The organism is Sphingomonas sp. PP-CE-3G-477 (assembly GCF_003050745.1).
Lineage (GTDB): Bacteria > Pseudomonadota > Alphaproteobacteria > Sphingomonadales > Sphingomonadaceae > Sphingomonas.
In genome coordinates this window covers 167234-187431 of record NZ_QAOF01000007.1, presented here as the reverse complement: position 1 = coordinate 187431, position 20198 = coordinate 167234, and the positions used below count along the sequence as shown (strand labels likewise).

Below are 20198 nucleotides of genomic sequence, written 5' to 3'. Positions count from 1 at the left end.
TCCACAGCCAGGCCAAACTCAGCGCCATCGCTCGCCAGCTCAACGAGCGCCCCAGAAAGACCTTGATGTATCAGACACCGGCTGAAATGTTCGCCCAGCGTGTTGCAGCCACCCGTTGAACCCACCGAGGAAACCAGCCGTTCCTGAATGTCACCGAATGGGACCCGTAGTGCCCTCAGAACCCGATCGGGAGACGCCGCCCCGTCGACCTCAGCGGCTTTCGGTCGGGCTTGGATGAAGCCGGCGGGGTTGCATCGGACCCAAATGGACAGTGGGTTTCCGCGGCGCCTGCGGTGCGGTTGGGGCCTGTGAAGGCGAACTGCGGCCGATGGCGTAAGTTCCCGGCCCGAGAGACGGCGCTTGAACCGTCCTTAACCGCTGCTGGCTACGGCGCGAAGCGGGGGATGCAGAATGTCATCACGCGCCAACATCACGGGCCTTATTAGCTGCCTTACGCCGATCGTTCCCCTCGTGGCGTACTTCGCCTCTCAAGGTATTCCGCTTCGTCATTGGGGCGCGTTCTGGCCGCTCTATGCGATCTACGCCTTCTTTACCCCCGTGATATTCGTAATGACCCGCGACGCCGAAGAGACGCGAACCTTGAAGGAAAAGAACGAAGGGGACGGCGATGCCTTTTAAGGACTCCGCGCCTTTCTCCATGGACGGGACTCGAACCCGTCAAACGAACGCCCTTGCGGAGCCGGCTACGCCAACCGTGTCAGGGTTCACCCGCAACTTAGCACCTGAATGAGGGGCCAGTTTCGGGAACGTCGATTAACGCATTGGATGACTGCTATTGGGCGATAGTTATTAGTAGGTTCCGGCATCGGTCACTGGTCGCGCACAGAAGCTACCGCTCCCAATCCGGCATTGCCCAACCCTTGGCCTTCGCCAACAACCGCAGCGGCCCATGCGCGTTCACCGCGAAGGATTCGTCGGCCCATTCAAAGGTCGGGGCGTCCGAAACATGGTCGGAATAGAAGCGGACGTGCGCGGTATCTCGCGCGATCCCTTCGCGTTTCATCCAGGTCTGGATCATCCGCAGTTTGGCGGGGCCGTAGCAATTCTCGCCTTCGATGCCGGCGAGCAGGACGCCGTCGCGGTCGCGCAGGCTCTCGGTGCCGATCACCGCGTCGAATCCCAGTCGCCGCGCGATGGCCTCGACGTAGAACCGGTACGATGCGGTCGCCATGACCAGCCGGTAGCCGGCGGCGCGGTCGGCCTCGATCTGGGCGCGGGCGCTGGTGAAGACGCCGTCGCGCATGACGCGGTCGGCAAAGGCTTCGGCGGCTCGGCGTTCTTCGGCGGGGGTCATGCGCTTGCCGAGCATCATCCGCTGCATGAGGTATTTGAGCCGGCCGCGGCTGATCAGCTTGCCGACATAGCCGAGTGCGGCGACTCCGGCGAACGGGACGAGCGCCAGTCGCCACGGTGCGCCGCCTTTCTTCGCGGTGTGGAGCAGGAACGGCGTCCAGGTCGGCGCGTGCGTGATCGTCTTGTCCATGTCGTAGATCGCGAGACGGACGGACGGGGGGGCGGAAGGCTTTTCGATCATCGTCGTCGCTTACGCCGCATTCGTCTTGCCGATCCAGTCACTTTGCCGCAAAGGTGCCCCCGATGAGCGCGATGGCCGATTTCCAGCAGGACGGTGCCGATACCGGCACGCTTCGCTTTACCGGCGATCTGTCGCTCGCAAAGATCGGCAATCTGCCCGATCGGCTCGAGGCGATCGACGCGGCTTCGGTGAAGCATGTCGACCTCAGCGGCGTCGACCGGATCGACACGATCGGCGCGTGGGTCGTTCACCGGTTCGCGGCGCGCAACGATGCGACGATCGATGGGCTCGACGAGAACGACCAGGCGTTGTTCGACCAGGTCGTCGCCTCCGACCAGCCGGTTGCCGCCAGGCCTGCGAAGGTCGGCGCGGTCTCCCGCGTGGTCGGCGAGATCGGCGACGCGGTCGTGCTGTCGGGCAAGACGATGCTCGGCCTGCTCGGGTTTCTCGGCGCGACGACGATCGCATTCGGCAGCGTCATCCGCCACCCGCGCCGCTTCCGGTTCAACGCCGTGGTCCAGCGGTTCGAGGTCGTCGGCGTCGCCGCGCTCGGCATCGTCGGGCTGATGAGCTTCCTGATCGGTATGGTCATCGCGCAACAGGGTGCGGTCCAGCTGCGGCAGTTCGGCGCGGAGGTCTTCACGATCAATCTCGTCGGTCGCCTGACGATCCGCGAACTCGGCCTGCTGATGACCGCGATCATGGTCGCCGGCCGCTCGGGTTCGGCGTTCGCGGCGCAGTTGGGCACGATGAAGCTCACCGAAGAGATCGATGCGATGCGCACGATCGGCGTGTCGCCGATGGAGGCGCTGGTGCTGCCCCGCGTGCTCGCCGCGATCGTGATGATGCCGCTGCTCGGTTTCTATGCGTCGATCATCGCGATCATCGGCGGTGGGCTGTTGTGCTGGGTCCAGCTCGGGATTCCGCCGGTGACGTTCATCGCGCGCATCCGCGAAGTCGTGCCGATCACCGATCTCTATATCTCGCTGATCAAGGCACCGGTGTTCGGCGCGATCATCGCGATCGCGGGCTGTTTCCAGGGGATGCAGGTCGAGTCGGACGCCGAGCAGGTCGGGCTCCGCACCACCTCGGCGGTCGTCCAGGGGATCTTCCTGGTGATCGTGCTCGACGCGTTCTTCGCGGTGTTCTTCACCTGGTTGGGTTGGGACTGATGCCCCGCAAGACGGACAACAAGACCGACGATTTCATCATCTCCGTGAAGGGGCTGAAGAACGCGTTCGGCGATTCGGTGGTGCACGAGGGGCTCGACCTCGACGTGCGGCGCGGCGAGATCCTCGGCGTGGTCGGCGGGTCGGGTACCGGCAAGTCGGTGCTGATGCGCTCGATCATCGGGCTGCAAACGCCGGTCGCGGGTGAGATCACGGTGTTCGGCGAACCCAATATCGGGCGCGAGGAAACCGAGGCGACCGAGATCCGCAAGCGCTGGGGCGTGCTGTTCCAGGGTGGTGCGCTGTTCTCGACGCTGACGGTGGCCGAGAACGTCGAAGTGCCGTTGCGCGAATTCTATCCGGACCTGTCGCCGGCGCTGCTCGCGGAAATCGCATCGTACAAGGTGGTGATGACGGGCCTGCCCGCCGACGCCGCGAACAAGTTTCCCGCCGAGCTGTCGGGTGGCATGAAGAAGCGCGCCGGTCTTGCCCGTGCGCTCGCGCTCGATCCCGAATTGCTGTTCCTCGACGAGCCGACCGCCGGGCTCGACCCGATCGGTGCGGCCGCGTTCGATGGCCTGATCCAGTCGTTGCAGAAGACGCTGGGGCTGACGGTGTTTCTGATCACCCACGACCTCGATACGCTGTATGCGATCTGCGACCGGGTCGCGGTGCTGGCCGACAAGAAGGTCATCGCGGTCGGGACGATCGACGAACTGATCGCGCTCGATCACCCGTGGATCGAAGAATATTTCAAGGGGCCACGCGGCCGTGCCGCGGTCGCGACTCAGGAGGCGCATGAGCGCGCCGACGAAGAAGCAGCCCGACATCCTACCGAAGTCCAGTCCAAGCAGTCCGCGCCGGACGACGCCGACGCGACATACGCCGAGAAAGAAGCAAGGACGCGCTGATGGAAACCCGTTCGAACCACGTCCTAGTCGGCGCCGTCGTGCTGATCCTGCTGGCCCTGCTGGCGCTGTTCACCGTGTGGATCGCGCGGATCGGCGGCAAGGAAGAGAAGGCATACGACATCTTCTTTCGCCAGTCGGTTGACGGACTTGCGCCCGGCTCCGCCGTGGTGTTCTCGGGCGTGCCGTCGGGACAGGTGAAGTCGATCTCGCTGTGGAAGAACGATCCCCAGTTCGTCCGCGTCCGGATCAGCGTCAAGGACGAGACGCCGGTGCTGCAGGGCACGACCGCGTCGATCTCGGGCGTCGGCTTCACGGGGGTCAGTCAGATCTCGCTCGACGGCGCGCGCAAGGGCGCGCCGGTGATTGGTTGCCCTGAAATAAAGACGCCGACCGAATGCCCGTACGGCGTGCCGGTGATCCCCACCAAGATCGGCGGCCTGGGCGCGATCCTGAACTCCGCACCGCAGCTGCTGGAGCGTCTGTCGACGCTGACCGAGCGCCTGACCGGCTTGCTGACCGACCGGAACCAGGCATCGATCGCGGGCATCCTCGAGAACACCAACCGCCTGACCGATGCGCTCGCCGATCGCGGGCCTGAGATCGCCGCGACGCTTGCGCAGACGCGGGTTGCGATCCAGCAGGCTGGCGATGCCGCGCAGCAGTTCGGCGTGCTTGCCAAGACCACCAACGGCGTCCTGTCCGAGGACGTGAAGCCGGCGATGGCGAACCTGAACAAGGCGATCGTCTCCGCGCAGCAGAGCGCCGAAACGCTGAATTCGGCGATCGGCGACGCGCGGCCGGGGTTGCAGGCCTTCTCCAAGACGACGATCCCCGAGGCCAACCGTCTGGTCCGCGACCTCCGCACGACCGCTGCGGCGCTGTCGTCGGTCGCCGAGAAGGTCGACCAGCAGGGTGCGAGTTCGCTGATCGGGCAACAGAAGCTCCCGGATTACAAGGGTAAGTGAGGCACGCCATGAAGACACCGCTCATCCTGATCGCGATGCTGCCACTCGCCGGGTGCATCAGCTTCGGCGCGAAACCGCCCCCCACGCTGTTGACGCTGACGAGTGCATCGTCGGTGCCGGTCGGCCAGAACCAGGATTCGGCGACCGCGAAGTCGATCACGATCCAGGTCCCGGTCGTGCCGCAGTCGCTCGCGACCGCGCGCGTGCCGGTGCAGGCGACGCCGACCTCGATCGCGTACGTGACCGACGCGCAGTGGGCCGAGCCCCCGGCGCGGCTGTTCTCGCGGCTAGTGTCGGATACGGTTGCGGCGCGCACCGGGCTGGTGGTGCTGTCGACGGCGCAGTCGGTCGGCGATCCCGGCGGATTGCTCGGTGGCGAGCTGCGGTCGTTCGGTCTCGATGCGACGACGCGCGAGGCGGTCGTGACGTTCGATGCGTCGCTGACCCGCGTCGGCAAGACGACGGTCGAGAAGCATCGCTTCGAAGCACGCGTGCCGGTCTCGGCGATCGATGCGCCTTCGGCTGCGGCGGGGATCAACCAGGCGGCGAACCAAGTCGCGACGCAGGTGGCGGACTGGATTGGTCGGTGAACGCCCCTTCGTTCTGAACGCGGCGTCGACCTGAGCGTTGACGCTCTCTGACGAGGAGAGCGACGATGCCACAGGGCGACAAGAGCGCATATACCGATAAGCAGAAGCGCAAGGCAGCGCATATCGCGGACGGCTATGAAGAGCGCGGCGTTCCCGAGAAGGAAGCCGAGGCGCGGGCCTGGGCTGCGGTGAACAAGGATTCTGGCGGGGGCAATCTGTCAGGCTCCGGTCGCGGCAAGCCCGATACGCACGCGTCTTCGCGGGAGGGCGGTAAGCAGGCTGCTGGGCGTAGCGCCGCGGCGAAGTCTGCGGCTGCGAAGAAGGGTTGGGAGACCCGGCGGAAGAACGCGGGGTAAAGCCGGAGGGCGTCATCGACGCATCTGTCATCCTGACGAAAGTCAGGATCCAGAGTTACTTGTGGTGCGCTTCATGGTTCTGGATCCTGACTTTCGTCAGGATGACGGACGGTATTTGGGTACGTGCTTTTTAGCGCTTCAGCGTGCGAGCATGGCTTCCGCCTCGGCAAGGTGCAAACGTTCCACCATCTGGCCGTCTAACCGGATGGCGCCCTTGTCGGCATTCTCCGGTTGCGCGAACGCCGCCACGACCTTGCGCGCCCATGCCAACTCCTCCTCGCTGGGGCCAAAACCGGCGTTAGCCGCATCAATCTGGGACGGGTGGATCAGCGTCTTGCCGTCGAACCCCAGCATAGCGCCTTGCGCGCACTCGGCGGTGAAGCGGGGCGGGTCGTCGAGGGCGTTGCAGACGCCGTCCAGCGCGACGATCCCGGCAGCGCGGGCGGCCATGATCGTTGCGGTGAGAGCAGGGATCAGTGGCATGCGATCGGCGCCGAGCCGGCAGCGCATCTCCTTGGCGAGATCGTTGGTGCCGGCGACCAGTGCGGTGAGGCGCGTTTCGGCTGCTGCTGCAGAGAGGGCGGGGAGAGCGAGGATCGCGGCGCAGGTCTCGATCATTGCCCAGATCGGGGGGCCGTCCTCGCCTAGCGATGCGCGGACTGTGAGCAGGTCGGCGACCGACGAGACCTTGGGGACGAGCACCGCGTCGACGCCGCTTGCGCGGAGCGCGGCGATGTCGTTGGCATACCAGGGGGTGTCGAGGCCGTTGACCCTGATCACCAGTTCGCGCTCGCCGAAGTTGCCTTCGCGGACCGCCTCGATCACGCGGTCCCGTGCTGCGGCCTTTTCGTCGGGGGCGACGGCGTCCTCCAGGTCGAGGATGACGACGTCGCACGCGAGCGTCCGCGCCTTGGCGATGGCGCGGGCGTTCGAGGCGGGCATGTAGAGCGCGCTGCGGCGGCGTCTGGTCGTCATGCTATCGGCCGTTGCGGATCAGGTGACGACGTCGGGCGCGGTGCGGCCGGTGTGTTGGGCGATTGCGGCGATCGACTCTGCCGCGGTGACGATGCTGGCGAGCATCTCGCCGGTGTCGCGGTCGAGGTTGCCGCCGACGGGCTCGTAGCGTTCGAGGTACACGCGCAGCGTCGCGCCGGTGGTGCCGGTGCCTGACAGGCGGAACACGACTCGGCTGCCGCCCTCGAACAGGATGCGGACGCCCTGGTTGCGACTGATCGAGCCATCGGTTGGGTCGGTATAGGCGAACTCGTCCGCCGTCTCGACGGTGAGGTCGCCGAATTGCTGGCCGGGGAGGGTGGCGAGGCTGGCGCGCAACGCCGCCATCAACGCGTCGGCGCGCGGGGTTTCGACGCCTTCGTAGTCGTGGCGGGCGTAATAGTTGCGGCCGAACTTCGCCCAGTGATCGCGGGCGATCGTGTCGACGCTTTCGCCGCGGACCGCGAGGATATTGAGCCACAGGAGCACCGCCCACAGGCCGTCCTTCTCGCGGACATGGTCGGAGCCGGTGCCCGCGCTTTCCTCGCCGCAGATCGTCGCCATGTCGGCGTCGAGCAGATTGCCGAAGAACTTCCAGCCGGTCGGGGTCTCGTAGGCGGGGATGCCGAGCGCTTCGGCCACGCGGTCGGCGGCGGCGCTGGTCGGCATCGAGCGGGCGATACCCTTGAGACCGCCTGCGTAACCGGGCGCGAGGTGCGCATTGGCGGCCAGCATCGCGAGGCTGTCCGAGGGGGTGACGAAGCGGTGCTTGCCGATGATCAGGTTGCGGTCGCCGTCGCCGTCCGATGCTGCGCCGAAATCGGGTGCGTCGGGGGCCATCATCGTCTCGTACAATGCGTGCGCGTGGACGAGATTGGGGTCGGGGTGATGGCCGCCGAAATCGGGGAGCGGCTCGCCGTTGCGGACGGTGCCGGGCGCGAAGCCGAGGCGGCGTTCGAGGATCTCGGTGGCGTACGGCCCGGTGACCGCGCTCATCGCGTCGAACGCCATCGTCAGTTTCGCCGCCCGGATCGCGTCGAAGTCGAACAGCGTCTCCATGAGCGCGGCGTAGTCCTCGACCGGGTCGACGACCTCGACCGGCATATCGCCGACCGTGACTTCGCCGTCGGTGTCGAGGTCGATGTCGTCGGCGTCGACGGTCAGCCAGCGGTCGATCTCGAGCGTGCGTGCGTTGATCGCGTCGGTGACGGACTCAGGGGCGGGGCCGCCGTTGGCGATGTTGTACTTGATCCCGAAATCCTCGTCGGGACCGCCGGGGTTGTGGCTTGCCGAGAGAACGAGGCCGCCGATCGCGCCATGCTTGCGGATCATGTGGCTGGCGGCGGGGGTGGAGAGGATGCCGCCGCGGCCGACGATCACGCGACCGAAGCCGTTCGCCGCCGCCATGCGGATTGCGACCTGGATCACTTCGCGGTTGAGGAAGCGGCCATCGCCACCGATCACCAGCGTCGCGCCGGCCTTGTCCGCGACGACGTCGAACACGCTCTGGACGAAATTCTCGGCGTAGTTCGGCTGCTGGAAGACCTTCGCCTTCTTGCGCAGGCCCGACGTGCCGGGCTTCTGATCGGTGTAAGGCGTGGTCGATACGGTGCGGATCATGCGGTCCCCGTCAGGCTTGCGTAAAGGTCTGCGTAGCGGCGACCGCTCTCGTCCCAAGAGAAGTCCGCGCGCATCGCGTTGCGCTGCAACATGGACCAGCGATCGGGGCGTGCATAGAGGGCCATCGCTCGGCGCAACGCATGGCTGAGCGCTTCGGGCGTGACGCCGTCGTGCTGGACGCCGGTGGCGACGCCCGCGGCGATCGCGGCTTCGTTGGCGTCGATCACGGTGTCGGCGAGCCCACCGGTGCGCGCGACGACGGGGATGCAGCCGTAAGCCAAGCCGTAGAGTTGGGTCAGGCCGCACGGTTCGAACCGCGACGGGATCAGGATCGCGTCGGCGCCGCCTTGAAGCAGGTGCGAGACGGGTTCGTCATAGCCGATGCGGACGCCGATCCTGCCGGGGTGGCGTTCTGCGGCGGCGAGGAAGGCGAGTTCCAGGGCGGTGTCGCCCGAGCCGAGCAACGCAAGACGGCCGCCAAGCGCGACGAGTTCGTCGAGCGCGCCGGCGAGGACGTCCATTCCCTTCTGCCAAGTCAGGCGGCTGATGACGGTGAAGATCGGGCCGTCGCCGGCTTCGAGGCCGAACAGGGTTTCGATCGCGCGCTTATTGGTGCGGCGGCGGGCGAGCGTACGCGCGGTGTAGCGAGCGGGGAGGGACGCGTCGGTTTCCGGGTTCCAGACGGCGGGGTCGATGCCGTTGACGATCCCGGTGACGCGGCCGGCGCGGTCGTTGATCAGGCCTTCGAGACCCATGCCGAACTCACCGCGGCGGATCTCGGAGGCGTAGGTCGGGCTGACGGTGGTGATCGCATCAGCGGCTTCTAGGCCGGCCTTGAGGAAGCCGACGCCGCCGTAATATTCGACGCCGTCGAGCGCGAAGGCTTCGTCGGGGAGTGCGAGGTCCGCGAAGATGTCGTGTCCGTAGCGCCCCTGGAATGCGATGTTGTGGATCGTGACGACCGTCCTGGCGGGTTTGGCGGGGCCGGGGGCGTAGCGGAGATAGGCGGGGGCCATCGCCGCCTGCCAGTCGTGCGCGTGGAGGATTTCGAAATCGTAACCGGGGACCGTGCCCGAGGCGAGATCGGCGGCGGCGCGACTGAACGCGGCGAAGCGACGCCAGTTGTCGGACCAGTCTGCGCCGGTCGCGTCGCCGTAGGGGCCGCCGCCTCGTGTGAACAACGCGGGGGCGTCGAGGACCAGCAGCGTGTGGTCGCCGATCTTCGTCTTGAGGATACGGGCTTCGGTGCCGAGCAGGTTGGTGTAGCGGTGGACGACTTTCGCGCGCTTGGTGACGGCGGCTAGCGCTGGGTAGCCGGGGAGGAAGGTGGTCAGCGCTACGTTGTGCGGGGCCAGCGCGGTTGGGAGCGCGCCCACGACGTCTGCCAGACCGCCGGTTTTTATGAGCGGGTAAGCTTCGGAAGCTACGGAGAGGACGCGCATCAAATCCTCCCCGGCACGGGGAGGGGGACCGTTCGCCACTGGCGAATGGTGGAGGTGGCTCGCCGCCACCGTACCGCTTGTGGAAGCCCCCCTCCACCATGCGATGCATGGTCCCCCTCCCCGTGCCGGGGAGGATTTGCAGTAGGCCGCTTCACGCGGTGAGCCGGTCGATCATGGATTTGGTCACTAGCGTCACGCCACTGTCGGTGCGGCGGAAGCGTTGCGCGTCGAGCTCCGCATCCTCTCCAACCACTAGGCCGTCGGGAATCTCCACGCCGCGATCGACGACCACCTTCGACAACCGCGCGCCGCGGCCGATCACGCAGTGCGGGAGGATCACCGCTTGATCCAGCATCGAGTAGCTGTGCGCTCGCGTGCCGGTGAAGATCAGGCTGCGGTGGATCGATGAGCCGGAGATGATGCAATCGCCCGAGACGAGGCTCGATACCGCCTCGCCGCGACGGCCGTCGTCGGCGTGGACGAACTTCGCGGGTGGCGTGACCTCGGAATAGGTCCAGAGCGGCCAGCTGCGGTCGTAGAGGTCGAGCTTGGGCACGACGTCGGTGAGGTCGATGTTCGCCTCCCAATACGCATCCACCGTGCCGACGTCGCGCCAATAGGCGTCGACTTCGCTGCCCGAGCGGACGCAGCTGTCGGAGAAGCGGTGGGCGACCGCCTTGCCGTGCTTGACGAGGTACGGGATGATGTCCTTGCCAAAATCACGCGACGAACCGGGCGTCTCGGCATCGCGGCGCAGTTCGTCGAACAGCAGCTTGGTGTGGAAGACATAGATCCCCATCGATGCCAGCGCGATGTCCGGGTTGCCGGGGATCGCGGGCGGATCGGCGGGTTTCTCGACGAACGCGGTGACGTTGTCGTGCTCGTCCACGGCCATCACGCCGAAGCCGACCGCTTCCATCCGCGGCACTTCGAGGCAGGCGATGGTGACGTCCGCGCCGGTCTCGCAATGCTGTTGCAGGATCAGCTCGTAATCCATCTTGTAGATGTGGTCGCCGGCCAGGATGACCATGTATTCGGGCGCGTGGCTCTCGATGATGTCGATGTTCTGGTACACGGCGTCGGCGGTCCCCTCGTACCATTGGAACTCGCTGATCCGCTGCGACGCGGGCAGGATGTCGAAGCTCTCGTTCCGTTCCGAGCGCAGGAAATTCCAGCCGCTCTGGAGATGGCGGATCAGCGAATGCGCCTTGTACTGCGTCGCGACGCCGATCCGGCGGATGCCCGAGTTGATCGCGTTGGACAGCGCGAAGTCGATGATGCGGGCCTTGCCGCCGAAATACACTGCGGGTTTCGCGCGCGTATCGGTCAGCTCCATCAGGCGACTGCCGCGGCCGCCGGCCAGCACATACGCCATCGCGTCGCGCGCCAATGGCTGTCCCCGCCGTTCCACCATGTCAGTCTCTCCCTAAATTCGGTTGTATAACGCCCTGTTACCCCGGGCTTGTTCCGTCGTTGCGCCGGATCGGTCTTCGAACTCGATCAGCCTTCGTATTCGAGCATGATCGTCGCGAGCGGGGGCAGCGTGACCCAAGCCGCGCCGTCCTTCGCGACAACGCCACCGAGATTGCCGAGGCCGCTGCCCCAATAATCGTGCGCGTCGCTGTTGATGATCTCGCACCAGCGGCCGTCGTGCGGCAGCGGCACGCGGTAGGGCGCGCGGGCGATCGGCGTCATGTTGGCGACGATCGCGACCGGCTTCGCGCCGGGGGCCTTGCGCAACCACGCGAACACCGAATTGGCGGCGTCGTCGGCGACCAGCCATTCGAAGCCTTCCGCCTCACAGTCGCGGGCGTGCAACGCCGGCTTCTCGCGGTAGACAGTGTTGAGGTCGCGGACCAGGTTGCGGATGCCTTCGTGGCTGCGCGCGTTGCGCAGGTCCCAGTCGAGCGCGCGCGCTTCCGACCATTCGCGACGCTGCGCGAACTCCTGGCCCATGAAGAGCAGTTTCTTGCCCGGATAGCCCCACATGAACGCGTAATAGGCGCGCAGGTTGGCGAATTGCTGCCAGTCGTCGCCGGGCATCTTGGTCAGCAGCGAGCCCTTGCCGTGGACGACCTCGTCATGGCTCAGGGGCAGGACGAAATTCTCGCTGAACGCATAGACGAGACCGAAATTGATCTCGCCGTGGTGGTGCTTCCGGTGCAGCGGATCGCGCGCCATGTACTGGAGCGTGTCGTGCATGAAGCCCATGTTCCACTTGAACCCGAACCCGAGTCCGCCGCTCTTGCCGTCCTCGCTCACCGGCGCGGAAACACCCGGCCACGAGGTCGATTCCTCGGCGATCGTGAAGACGCCGGGGTGCTGGCCGTAGATCTCGCGGTTCATGTCGCGGAGGAACGCGACGGCTTCCCAATTCTCGCGGCCGCCGTCTGCGTTGGGGATCCATTCGCCGCTCTTGCGCGAGTAGTCGCGGTACAGCATCGACGCGACCGCATCCACGCGCAGGCCGTCGATGTGATAGCGCTCGGCCCAGAACAGCGCGTTGTTGACGAGGAACGACGCGACTTCGCGCCGCCCGAAATTGTAGATCGCGGTGTTCCAGTCGGGGTGGAAGCCGAGCCGCGGATCCTCGTGTTCGTACAGCGCGGTGCCGTCGAACTTCGCCAGCCCGAACGCGTCGGTCGGGAAATGCGCGGGGACCCAGTCGAGCAGCACGCCGATCCCGGCGAGATGCGCGCCATCGACGAACCGCGCGAAGCCATCGACGTCGCCGAAGCGCGCGGATGGCGCGTAGAGGCCGGTGGTCTGGTAGCCCCAACTCGGGTCGTACGGGTGTTCGCTGATCGGCAGGAATTCGATGTGCGTGAAGCCCATCTCGACCACGTAGGGGATCAGGCGATCGGCGAGCGCGTCCCAGGTCAGGAACCAGCCGTCGGCATCGCGGTCCCATGATCCCGCGTGGACTTCGTAGATGCTGATCGGCACGCGACGCGGATCGACCGACGCCCAATGCTTGCGGTGATCGGTGTCGGCCCAGTCGTGCGCGAGTTTCCGCGTGATCGAGGCGTTGGCCGGGCGGAGTTCGGCCGCGAACGCGAACGGATCGGCCTTGAGCGGTTGTAGCTGGCCGTCGGGGCCGACGATCTCGAACTTGTACGCGCGGTATTCGGCGATGTCGGGGATGAAGATCTCCCATACGCCGACGTCGCCGCGCTTGCGCATCGCGTGGCGGCGGCCGTCCCAGTCGTTGAAGTCGCCGACCACGGACACGCGCTGCGCATTGGGGGCCCAGAGCGCGAAGTGGACGCCGTGCGCGCCTTCGTGCTCGATCAGGTGCGCGCCCATCTTGTCGTGGAGGCGGCGGTGCGTTCCCTCCGCCATCAGCAGATCGTCGATCGGGCCTAGCACGGGGCCAAAGCTGTAGGGGTCGGTGACCCACCACGACGTGTCGCCCGCCTCGGCATGGTATTTTACCGGCTGTTGCGTGCCCTCGATCGGACCCTCGAACAGGCCGCGATCGTCGATGCGGGGGAGGGTGCCGAGCGCGGTGCCGTCGAGTGCATGCGCCTCTGCCGTGTCCGCGCCTGGCAGCCAGACGCGGGCGAACACGCCGGTCGGGCCGCTGTGGACGCCGAGCAGCGAGAACGGATCGTCGTGACGCCCTTCCAGCAGGGCAACGATGGCGCCTTCGGGTGGCTTCACATCACCGTCCAGATCTCGCGCGCGTATTCGCGGATCGTGCGATCGGACGAGAACCAGCCGACGCGCGCGACGTTGCGGACGGTTGAGGCGACCCAGGCGTCGCGGTCGTTCCAGCGCGTGTCGACCGCGCGCTGTGCAGTCGCATAGCTGTCGAAATCGGCGGCGAGCATGAACCAGTCGCCGTCGTACAGCCCGCCCATCAAGCCGGTGTAGCGCGTCTTGTCGTCGGGCGAGAACACGCCGGACGCGATCGCGGAGACCGCCTGGCGCAGTTCGTTCGAGCCGTCGATGACGCTGCGCGGATCGTATCCATTGGCGCGCTTCGCCTCGACCTCGTCCGCGGTCATGCCGAAGATGAAGATGTTGTCGTCGCCGACGCGGTCTTTGATCTCGATATTCGCGCCATCGAGCGTGCCGATCGTCAACGCGCCGTTCATCGCGAACTTCATGTTGCCGGTGCCCGATGCCTCGAGGCCGGCGGTCGAGATCTGTTCGCTGAGATCGGCGGCGGGGATGATCTTCTCCGCCAGCGACACGTTGTAGTTGGGCAGGAACGCGACCTTGAGGAGGCCACCCACGGAAGGGTCGGCATTGATCCGGCGGGCGACATCGTTCGCCAGTTTGATGACGAGCTTCGCATTGTGATAGCTCGACGCAGCCTTGCCCGCGAACAGCTTCACGCGGGGCGTCCAGTCTCGCTCGGGATGGCTGCGGATCTGGTCGTAGAGTGCGACCGTCTCGATGATGTTGAGCAACTGGCGCTTATATTCGTGGATGCGCTTGATCTGGACGTCGAACATCGCGTCGGGGTCGACGCGGAGCCCCATCGTCTCCTTGATGTGATTTGCCAGTGCCACCTTGTTCGAACGCTTCACGCTCGAAAAGCGCTCCCTGAAACCGGAATCGTCCGCGAAAACATCCAGATCGACGAGCTTTTCGGCGTCGTCGAGGAAGCCGTCGCCGATCGCATCGCGGATCAGCGCGGTCAGGCCGGGATTGCATTGCTGGAGCCAGCGACGCGGCGTGATGCCATTCGTCTTGTTGTTGATCCGCGTCGGATACAGCTTGTGGAGATCGGCGAAGACCGTCTTCTTCATCAGCTGCGTATGCAGCGCGGCGACGCCGTTGACGCTGTGCGAGCCGGCAAAGGCGAGGTTCGCCATCCGCACGCGCCGCTCTCCGCCCTCGTCGATCAGGCTGATCGCGGCGATCGCGCGGTCGTCGATCCCCTCGGTACCGCGCGCCTCACGCAGCAGCTTGGCGTTGATCGCGTAGACGATCTGCATGTGCCGCGGGAGCAGCCGTTCGAACAGCGGCAGCGGCCAGCTCTCCAGCGCCTCGGGCAGCAGCGTGTGGTTGGTATAGCCGAAGGTGGCGCGCGTGATCTTCCACGCCTCGTCGAACGCGAATTCGTGGTGATCGATCAGCAGCCGCATGAGTTCGGCGACCGACACCGCGGGGTGCGTGTCGTTGAGCTGGATCGCGGCCTTGTCGGGCAGCGTGCGGATGTCGCCGAAATACTGGATGTGGCGGCGGACGATGTCCTGGATCGACGCGGACGAGAAGAAATACTCCTGGCGCAGGCGGAGTTCCTGGCCGGCGGCGGTGGAGTCGTTAGGGTAGAGAACGCGCGTCAGCGTTTCCGCGCGCAACTGGTCGGCGAGCGCACCGGTGAAATCGCCGGCGTTGAATCGGTCGAGCTTGATCGGATCGAACGCGCGGGCGGTCCACAGGCGGAGCGTGTTGACGTGCTTGCCGCGCCAACCGACGACGGGGGTGTCGACGGCGGTGGCCTCGACCGCCTCGGACGGACTCCAGTGGACCTGGCCGTTGTCTGCGGCCGTCACTTCGCCGCCGAAGCCGACGAAATAGGCGCTCTCGCGGCGTTCGAACTCCCAGGGATTGCCGTGGGCGAGCCAGTTCTCCGGCATCTCGACCTGCCAGCCATCGTCGATCCTCTGGCGGAACATGCCGTTCACGTAGCGGATGCCGTAGCCGTACGCGGGCAGCGCGAGGCTCGCCATGCTCTCCATGAAGCAGGCGGCGAGCCGGCCGAGGCCGCCATTGCCGAGCGCCGCGTCGGGCTCGATCTCTTCGAGGTCGGCAAGGTCCACGCCGTGGAGCTTCAGGGCCTGTGTGACCTCGTCGTTACGCTGGAGGTTGGTCACCGCGTCGCGCAGCAGCCGGCCGATCAGGAATTCGAGGCTGAGATAATAGACGCGCTTGGCGCCGGCTGCGTGCGCTGCCTTGGTCGAGGCCATCCAGCGTTCGACGATGTCGTTGCGGACGGTCAGGATCGTCGCGGCCAGCCAGTCGTGGGGGCGGGCGGCCTGCGCATCCTTGCCGATGCGGTGGACCAGCGTGTCGAGGATCGAGTCGGCCAGATCCTGGATGACGGGTGCTTGAACGGGCGGCTTTACGGCAGGATCTGAGGTCACGCGGTTTCCGAAATCGTTACGGTCGCGGAGATCCTAGCCGTCCGCGAGCCGATGTCACGCGGACTTCCTTCCCGTGCAGGAAAAGAATGTTGCCGATCAATGCTTTGAATTTGGGATGATCCATCACCGCGCTGGGGCGGTGGTGGACAGGGTAGGGTTCGAACCTACGTAGGAGAAACTCCGGCAGATTTACAGTCTGCTGCCTTTAACCACTCGGCCACCTGTCCAGGCCGCTTTTGCAAGCGCCGCTCTTTCAAGCGAGGCGGCTCAATGGCGAAGCGCGCTCGGCGTGTCAACGCAGGTTTTGCGAAGTTTCGTGGTTCATAGTTGCCGCGGGAGCGGAATGCCGACAAGGACGCGGCATACACAGACACGATAGAGAGCGAATATGGCACGCAAGGGACACAGGCCGAGCAAGGCACCGGCAGGCCGCCCCCGCTTCTGGGGCAAGCACGCGGTAGGGGCGGCGCTCGCCAATCCGGAGCGCACGGTGCGCAAGATCCTCGGCACGCGCGAGGCGCTGGCCGGGTTCGACCTGCCGGCCGACGTGCCGGTGACCTATGCCGAGGCGATGGATCTGGCGCGGCTGGTGCCGGGCGATGCGCCGCACCAGGGCGTGGTGATCGAGGTCGAGCCGCTCGAGGACATGTGGCTCGCCGACCTGCTCGAGCACGGCAAGGACGACAACCGCCCGCTGGTGATCCTCGACGGCGTGACCGATCCGCATAACGTCGGTGCGATTCTGCGCTCGGCGGCGGCGTTCGATGCGCTGGGGATCATCACGCCGGATCGCAATGCGCCGCCGGAATCGGGGACGATCGCTCGGGCGGCTTCCGGTGCGCTCGAGAGCGTGCCTTGGATCCGGGTCGTGAACCTGGCGCGCGCTCTGGAAGAGATTGCCGCGGCGGGGTTCTGGCGGATCGGGCTGACGGGCCACGCGACGCAGACGCTGTCGGAAGCGATGGGCACGCAGCGGATCGCGATCGTGCTCGGCGCCGAGGGCGAGGGCATGCGCCAGAATACCGAGCAGCATTGCGACGAGCTGGCGAAACTGCCGATCTCTGAGAAGGTGGAGAGCCTCAACGTCTCGAACGCGGCGGCGATCGCGCTGTACGCGATAACGACGCGGTGACCTGAACTCCCTCGCCCCTACGGGGAGAGGGAAGGGGCCCGCCGCCCTTGCGGTGGGAAGGGAGAGGGGAGTGAGGCTCGGGACTTGGATCCCAACGCCCCTCTCCCTTCCGGCGCAAGCGCGCCTCCCTCCCTCTCCCCGGAGGGACGAGGGAATTAATCTTCCGCTGCGATCTTTACCTTCAGGCCATCGAGCCCATCAGTCAGCTCGATCTGGCACGACAGGCGTGAAAACTCATCCCGATCACTCGTCGAATCGAGCAAATCATCCTCGTCCGGCCCCATTGGCTTCAGTTTGGCCGCAAAGTCCGGGTCGACATGGACGTGGCAGGTGGCGCATGAGCAGCAGCCGCCGCACAGCGCCAGGATCTCGTCGATCCCGGCGTCGCGGATGACTTCCATCACCGAAAGGCCCGCCTCGCCGATGATCTCGCGTTCTTCCCCTTCGCGCGTCACGACGATAAGCTTGGGCATGTCATTCTCCGAAAAACTTCTGCGCGTTCATGCCGTTGCGCGCGCCAGGGATCAAGCATCATGGGCCTGAGCGCAGAGCAACTCGAAACCGCGATGGCGGCATTGTGCGAAATCGAGCCGGCGTTCGCGGTCGCGACCGGCAATGCCGGCCACCCCGCACCCCGGATCAGCGAGCGCGGCTTCGCGACGTTGCTGCGGACGATCGTCGGGCAGCAGGTGAGCGTCGCCTCTGCGGCTGCAGTGTGGAACAAGCTCGACGCGGTAGTCGGCGGCGCAGGGGATCCGGCGAAGATCGCCGCCGCCAGCGACGAATTGCTGAAGAGCGCAGGCCTGTCGCGCCAGAAGCTCGGCTACGCGCGCAGCCTTGCCGACGAGGTGACGAGCGGCCGGCTCGACCTCACAAACCTGCCCGAGGACGACGAGGAGGCGATCGCCGCGCTGGTTCGCGTGAAGGGGATCGGTCGCTGGTCGGCGGAGATCTACCTCCTGTTCGCGGAAGGGCGGACGGACATCTGGCCGGCGGGCGACCTCGCGATCCAGATCGAGGTCGGACGGATTCTTGGCCACGAGACCCGCCCGAGCGAGAAACTGACGCGAGAGGTGGCGGAGGCCTGGCGCCCGCACCGGGGCGCGGCGGCGATCTTCGCGTGGCATCATTATCAGGCGGACATGAAGGTCATTTGAGGCGGCGATGGTCTGCAACTGCGGACGCGCTCCCCCGTACCGCGTTAACCCGATACTGTAGCCTCGGCCGTATTGCGGCGGAAATCAGGAGTCGCGATCATGAAATTCATCGAACTGAAGTCGCATGGCGGCAACTACTACGTCGTGGCGGCAAACGTCGCCTATCTGCGCAAGGACGAGAACGGGCAGACTAAAGTCGGCCTCGTCGGCGGCGACTCGCTGCTGGTGGTGGGGAGCATGGAGGACGTCGCGGCAAAGCTGCTGGCGGGCTGACCCGACGCCGCTGTCGGGGACACATGTCCGGACGACACGCTTGTTCCCCAAGCGCCCTTCCGGCAAAGCGACCTGCGATGCCAGCACCGACCTCAGCCTTCGCCAACTCGCTCGCCGAGAGCCACCGCACCGTCGTCGTTCCCGAAGGCGCGTCGTTCTGGCGGCGCCTGTTCGCGTTCGTGGGGCCGGGGTATCTCGTCGCGGTCGGCTATATGGACCCCGGCAACTGGGCGACCGACATCGCCGGCGGCTCCGCGTTCGGTTACACATTATTGTCCGTCGTACTGCTGTCGAACCTCATGGCGATGGTCCTGCAAGCGCTCTCCGCCCGCCTCGGTATCGTCGCCGGGCTCGACCTCGCGCAGGCCTGCCGCGCGCATTATTCGAAGCCCGTCTCGGTCGCGCTCTGGTTTCTCTGCGAGATCGCGATCATCGCCTGCGACCTCGCCGAAGTGCTCGGCACCGCGATCGCGCTGAAGCTGCTGTTCGGCCTGCCATTGGTCTATGGCGTCGTGCTCACGGCGCTCGACGTGTTCCTGATTCTTGCGCTGCAACGCTTCGGTTTCCGCAAGCTCGAGGCGTTCGTCGTCGCCTTGCTCGTGATCATCGCAGGCTGTTTCATCTTCGAGCTGTTCCTCGCGCGGCCCGAATGGGCGGGCGTGCTTGGCGGGCTCGTTCCGACGACGCAGATCGTGACCAACCCGGCGATGCTCTACATCGCGATCGGCATCCTCGGCGCGACCGTGATGCCGCACAATCTGTACCTCCACTCGTCTATCGTCCAGACGCGCGCCTTCGCCAAGGACACCGCGGGCAAGCGCGACGCGATCACGATGGCGACGATCGACGGCACCGTCGCGCTGGGTCTCGCCTTCTTCATCAACGCGGCGATCCTGATCCTCGCGGCGGCGACCTTCCACGTCGCCGGGCGGACCGACGTCGCCGAAATCGACCAGGCGTACGAGCTGCTGGCGCCGATGCTCGGCATGGGTGCGGCGAGCGTGTTGTTCGCGGTCGCGCTGCTGGCGTCGGGGCAGAACTCGACGGTGACGGGCACGCTCGCCGGTCAGATCGTGATGGAGGGCTTCCTCAACCTGCGCATACCGGTCTGGGCGCGCCGGCTGGTGACGCGACTGCTCGCGATCGTCCCCGCGGTGTTCGTGGTCGGCGCGTCGGGCGATGCGGGCGCGACCAAATTGCTGGTGTTGAGCCAGGTCGTGCTCAGCCTGCAACTCCCGTTCGCGGTGGTGCCGCTGGTCAAGTTCACTGGCGACCGCACGATCATGGGCGACCTGGTCAGCCCGGCCTGGCTGAAGGTCCTCGCCTGGGTGATCGCCGCGGTGATCATCGGGCTGAACGGCACGCTTCTGTACGGCATGCTCTGAACACAAAAACGGCGGCCGATCGCTCGGCCGCCGTTTCGTCGTATCTAGCTTCGGTTGAAGCTCAGCGGCACTTCACGTTGCCGCGGTCGACCGAGCGGCCGAGCAGGGCACCACCGCCGGCACCCGCCAGCGTGCCGAGCGTGCCGCCGCCGATCAGGTTGGCCAGCGCGCCGCCGCCAAGGGCGCCGATCACGAGGCCGGTCGTGCCGTCGTTGCGCTTGCAATAGGCGCGGCCGTCGCGACCACGATAGATCCGATCGTTACGGCCGAGGCGGCGCTCACGGTACTTGCCGTCACGATAGCTGTTCGACGGATCCCAGTTACGATCATCGCCACGCCAGTTGCGATCGTTGCCGCGGCGGTCGTTGTTGAAACGGCGATCGTCACGATCGCGATGGTCGTTGTTGTCGCGGCGATCGTCGTAACGCTGTGCAGTCGCGGCGGTCGGCAGCATGGCCGGCGCTGCGACGGCGACCGACATCAACGCTGCGATAAGATGCTTCTTCATGGGATAATCTCCTGATGCGTGACACGGTAACCCGTGCCGCA

19 protein-coding genes and 1 tRNA gene are annotated in these 20198 nt (G+C 66.1%); 10 read left to right on the top strand and 10 right to left on the bottom strand.

The features are described 5' to 3' along the window. The first annotated feature begins 411 nt into the window (after positions 1 to 411). Positions 412 to 639: a hypothetical protein gene (locus C8J45_RS18945; RefSeq protein WP_146168627.1), complete on the top strand. Its 228-nt coding sequence runs from the start codon at positions 412 to 414 to the stop codon at positions 637 to 639. 211 nt (positions 640 to 850) lie between these two features. Here the strand turns inward: C8J45_RS18945 and C8J45_RS14590 are convergent, their stop codons facing one another. After that, positions 851 to 1555, bottom strand: a complete 705-nt coding sequence (locus C8J45_RS14590) for an HAD family phosphatase (protein ID WP_258191468.1) — start codon at positions 1553 to 1555, stop codon at positions 851 to 853. A 62-nt stretch (positions 1556 to 1617) separates the two neighbouring features. On the opposite strand from C8J45_RS14590, the gene C8J45_RS14585 reads away from it, so the two are divergent. From C8J45_RS14585 to C8J45_RS14565, 5 genes are all read left to right on the top strand, one after another. Then, the gene (locus C8J45_RS14585; protein WP_107963852.1) at positions 1618 to 2727 is read left to right on the top strand and encodes an ABC transporter permease; all 1110 of its coding nucleotides are present in this window, start codon (positions 1618 to 1620) and stop codon (positions 2725 to 2727) included. Then, complete coding sequence (locus tag C8J45_RS14580; protein ID WP_107963851.1) at positions 2727 to 3635, top strand: ABC transporter ATP-binding protein; 909 nt, start codon at positions 2727 to 2729, stop codon at positions 3633 to 3635. Before C8J45_RS14585 ends, C8J45_RS14580 begins: the two co-directional genes overlap by 1 nt. Beyond that, a complete protein-coding gene (locus C8J45_RS14575) occupies positions 3635 to 4600 on the top strand; it encodes an MlaD family protein (RefSeq protein WP_107963850.1) in 966 nt (321 codons plus the stop codon). Before C8J45_RS14580 ends, C8J45_RS14575 begins: the two co-directional genes overlap by 1 nt. Before the next feature lie 8 nt (positions 4601 to 4608). Continuing rightward, positions 4609 to 5190, top strand: coding sequence for an ABC-type transport auxiliary lipoprotein family protein (locus C8J45_RS14570; protein ID WP_056061054.1), 582 nt, complete (start codon positions 4609 to 4611; stop codon positions 5188 to 5190). 65 nt (positions 5191 to 5255) lie between these two features. Then, positions 5256 to 5546 carry a plasmid stabilization protein gene (locus C8J45_RS14565; protein WP_107963849.1) on the top strand — a complete coding sequence of 97 codons (291 nt, stop codon included), beginning with the start codon at positions 5256 to 5258 and terminating at the stop codon, positions 5544 to 5546. 138 nt (positions 5547 to 5684) lie between these two features. Here C8J45_RS14565 and C8J45_RS14560 read toward each other — a convergent pair whose 3' ends face one another. The 7 genes from C8J45_RS14560 to C8J45_RS14530 form a co-directional block, all read right to left on the bottom strand. Continuing rightward, positions 5685 to 6521, bottom strand: a complete 837-nt coding sequence (locus C8J45_RS14560) for a CoA ester lyase (RefSeq protein ID WP_107963848.1) — start codon at positions 6519 to 6521, stop codon at positions 5685 to 5687. Positions 6522 to 6539: 18 nt separating this feature from the next. Continuing rightward, positions 6540 to 8159, bottom strand: a complete 1620-nt coding sequence (locus C8J45_RS14555; protein WP_107963847.1) for an alpha-D-glucose phosphate-specific phosphoglucomutase — start codon at positions 8157 to 8159, stop codon at positions 6540 to 6542. Next, a complete protein-coding gene (glgA, locus tag C8J45_RS14550; protein WP_107963846.1) occupies positions 8156 to 9601 on the bottom strand; it encodes a glycogen synthase GlgA in 1446 nt (481 codons plus the stop codon). Before glgA ends, C8J45_RS14555 begins: the two co-directional genes overlap by 4 nt. 151 nt (positions 9602 to 9752) lie before the next feature. Further along, a complete protein-coding gene (glgC, locus tag C8J45_RS14545) occupies positions 9753 to 11012 on the bottom strand; it encodes a glucose-1-phosphate adenylyltransferase (RefSeq protein ID WP_374956450.1) in 1260 nt (419 codons plus the stop codon). 89 nt (positions 11013 to 11101) lie between these two features. Continuing rightward, positions 11102 to 13264: a 1,4-alpha-glucan branching protein GlgB gene (glgB, locus tag C8J45_RS14540; RefSeq protein WP_107963844.1), complete on the bottom strand. Its 2163-nt coding sequence runs from the start codon at positions 13262 to 13264 to the stop codon at positions 11102 to 11104. Continuing rightward, positions 13261 to 15657: a glycogen/starch/alpha-glucan phosphorylase gene (locus tag C8J45_RS14535; protein ID WP_219907390.1), complete on the bottom strand. Its 2397-nt coding sequence runs from the start codon at positions 15655 to 15657 to the stop codon at positions 13261 to 13263. Before C8J45_RS14535 ends, glgB begins: the two co-directional genes overlap by 4 nt. 185 nt (positions 15658 to 15842) lie before the next feature. Beyond that, positions 15843 to 15929, bottom strand: a tRNA-Tyr gene (locus C8J45_RS14530). A 161-nt stretch (positions 15930 to 16090) separates the two neighbouring features. Between C8J45_RS14530 and rlmB the strand changes: the two genes are divergently transcribed. Beyond that, a complete protein-coding gene (gene rlmB, locus C8J45_RS14525; protein ID WP_056055070.1) occupies positions 16091 to 16834 on the top strand; it encodes a 23S rRNA (guanosine(2251)-2'-O)-methyltransferase RlmB in 744 nt (247 codons plus the stop codon). Positions 16835 to 16989: 155 nt separating this feature from the next. Here the strand turns inward: rlmB and C8J45_RS14520 are convergent, their stop codons facing one another. Beyond that, positions 16990 to 17307 carry a 2Fe-2S iron-sulfur cluster-binding protein gene (locus C8J45_RS14520; RefSeq protein WP_107963842.1) on the bottom strand — a complete coding sequence of 106 codons (318 nt, stop codon included), beginning with the start codon at positions 17305 to 17307 and terminating at the stop codon, positions 16990 to 16992. 60 nt (positions 17308 to 17367) lie between these two features. On the opposite strand from C8J45_RS14520, the gene C8J45_RS14515 reads away from it, so the two are divergent. The 3 genes from C8J45_RS14515 to C8J45_RS14510 all read left to right on the top strand — a co-directional run bounded on the left by C8J45_RS14515 (position 17368) and on the right by C8J45_RS14510 (position 19649). After that, complete coding sequence (locus C8J45_RS14515) at positions 17368 to 17991, top strand: DNA-3-methyladenine glycosylase (RefSeq protein WP_107963841.1); 624 nt, start codon at positions 17368 to 17370, stop codon at positions 17989 to 17991. Between the two features lie 99 nt (positions 17992 to 18090). Beyond that, positions 18091 to 18264 (top strand): hypothetical protein, encoded by a 174-nt coding sequence (locus C8J45_RS19295; protein ID WP_165911340.1) that lies wholly within the window; start codon positions 18091 to 18093, stop codon positions 18262 to 18264. A 77-nt stretch (positions 18265 to 18341) separates the two neighbouring features. After that, entirely contained in the window at positions 18342 to 19649 is a 1308-nt protein-coding gene (locus C8J45_RS14510) for an Nramp family divalent metal transporter (protein WP_107963840.1), read from the top strand. Positions 19650 to 19710: 61 nt separating this feature from the next. Here C8J45_RS14510 and C8J45_RS14505 read toward each other — a convergent pair whose 3' ends face one another. Next, a complete protein-coding gene (locus C8J45_RS14505) occupies positions 19711 to 20157 on the bottom strand; it encodes a hypothetical protein (RefSeq protein ID WP_107963839.1) in 447 nt (148 codons plus the stop codon). Between the last annotated feature and the right edge of the window lie 41 nt (positions 20158 to 20198).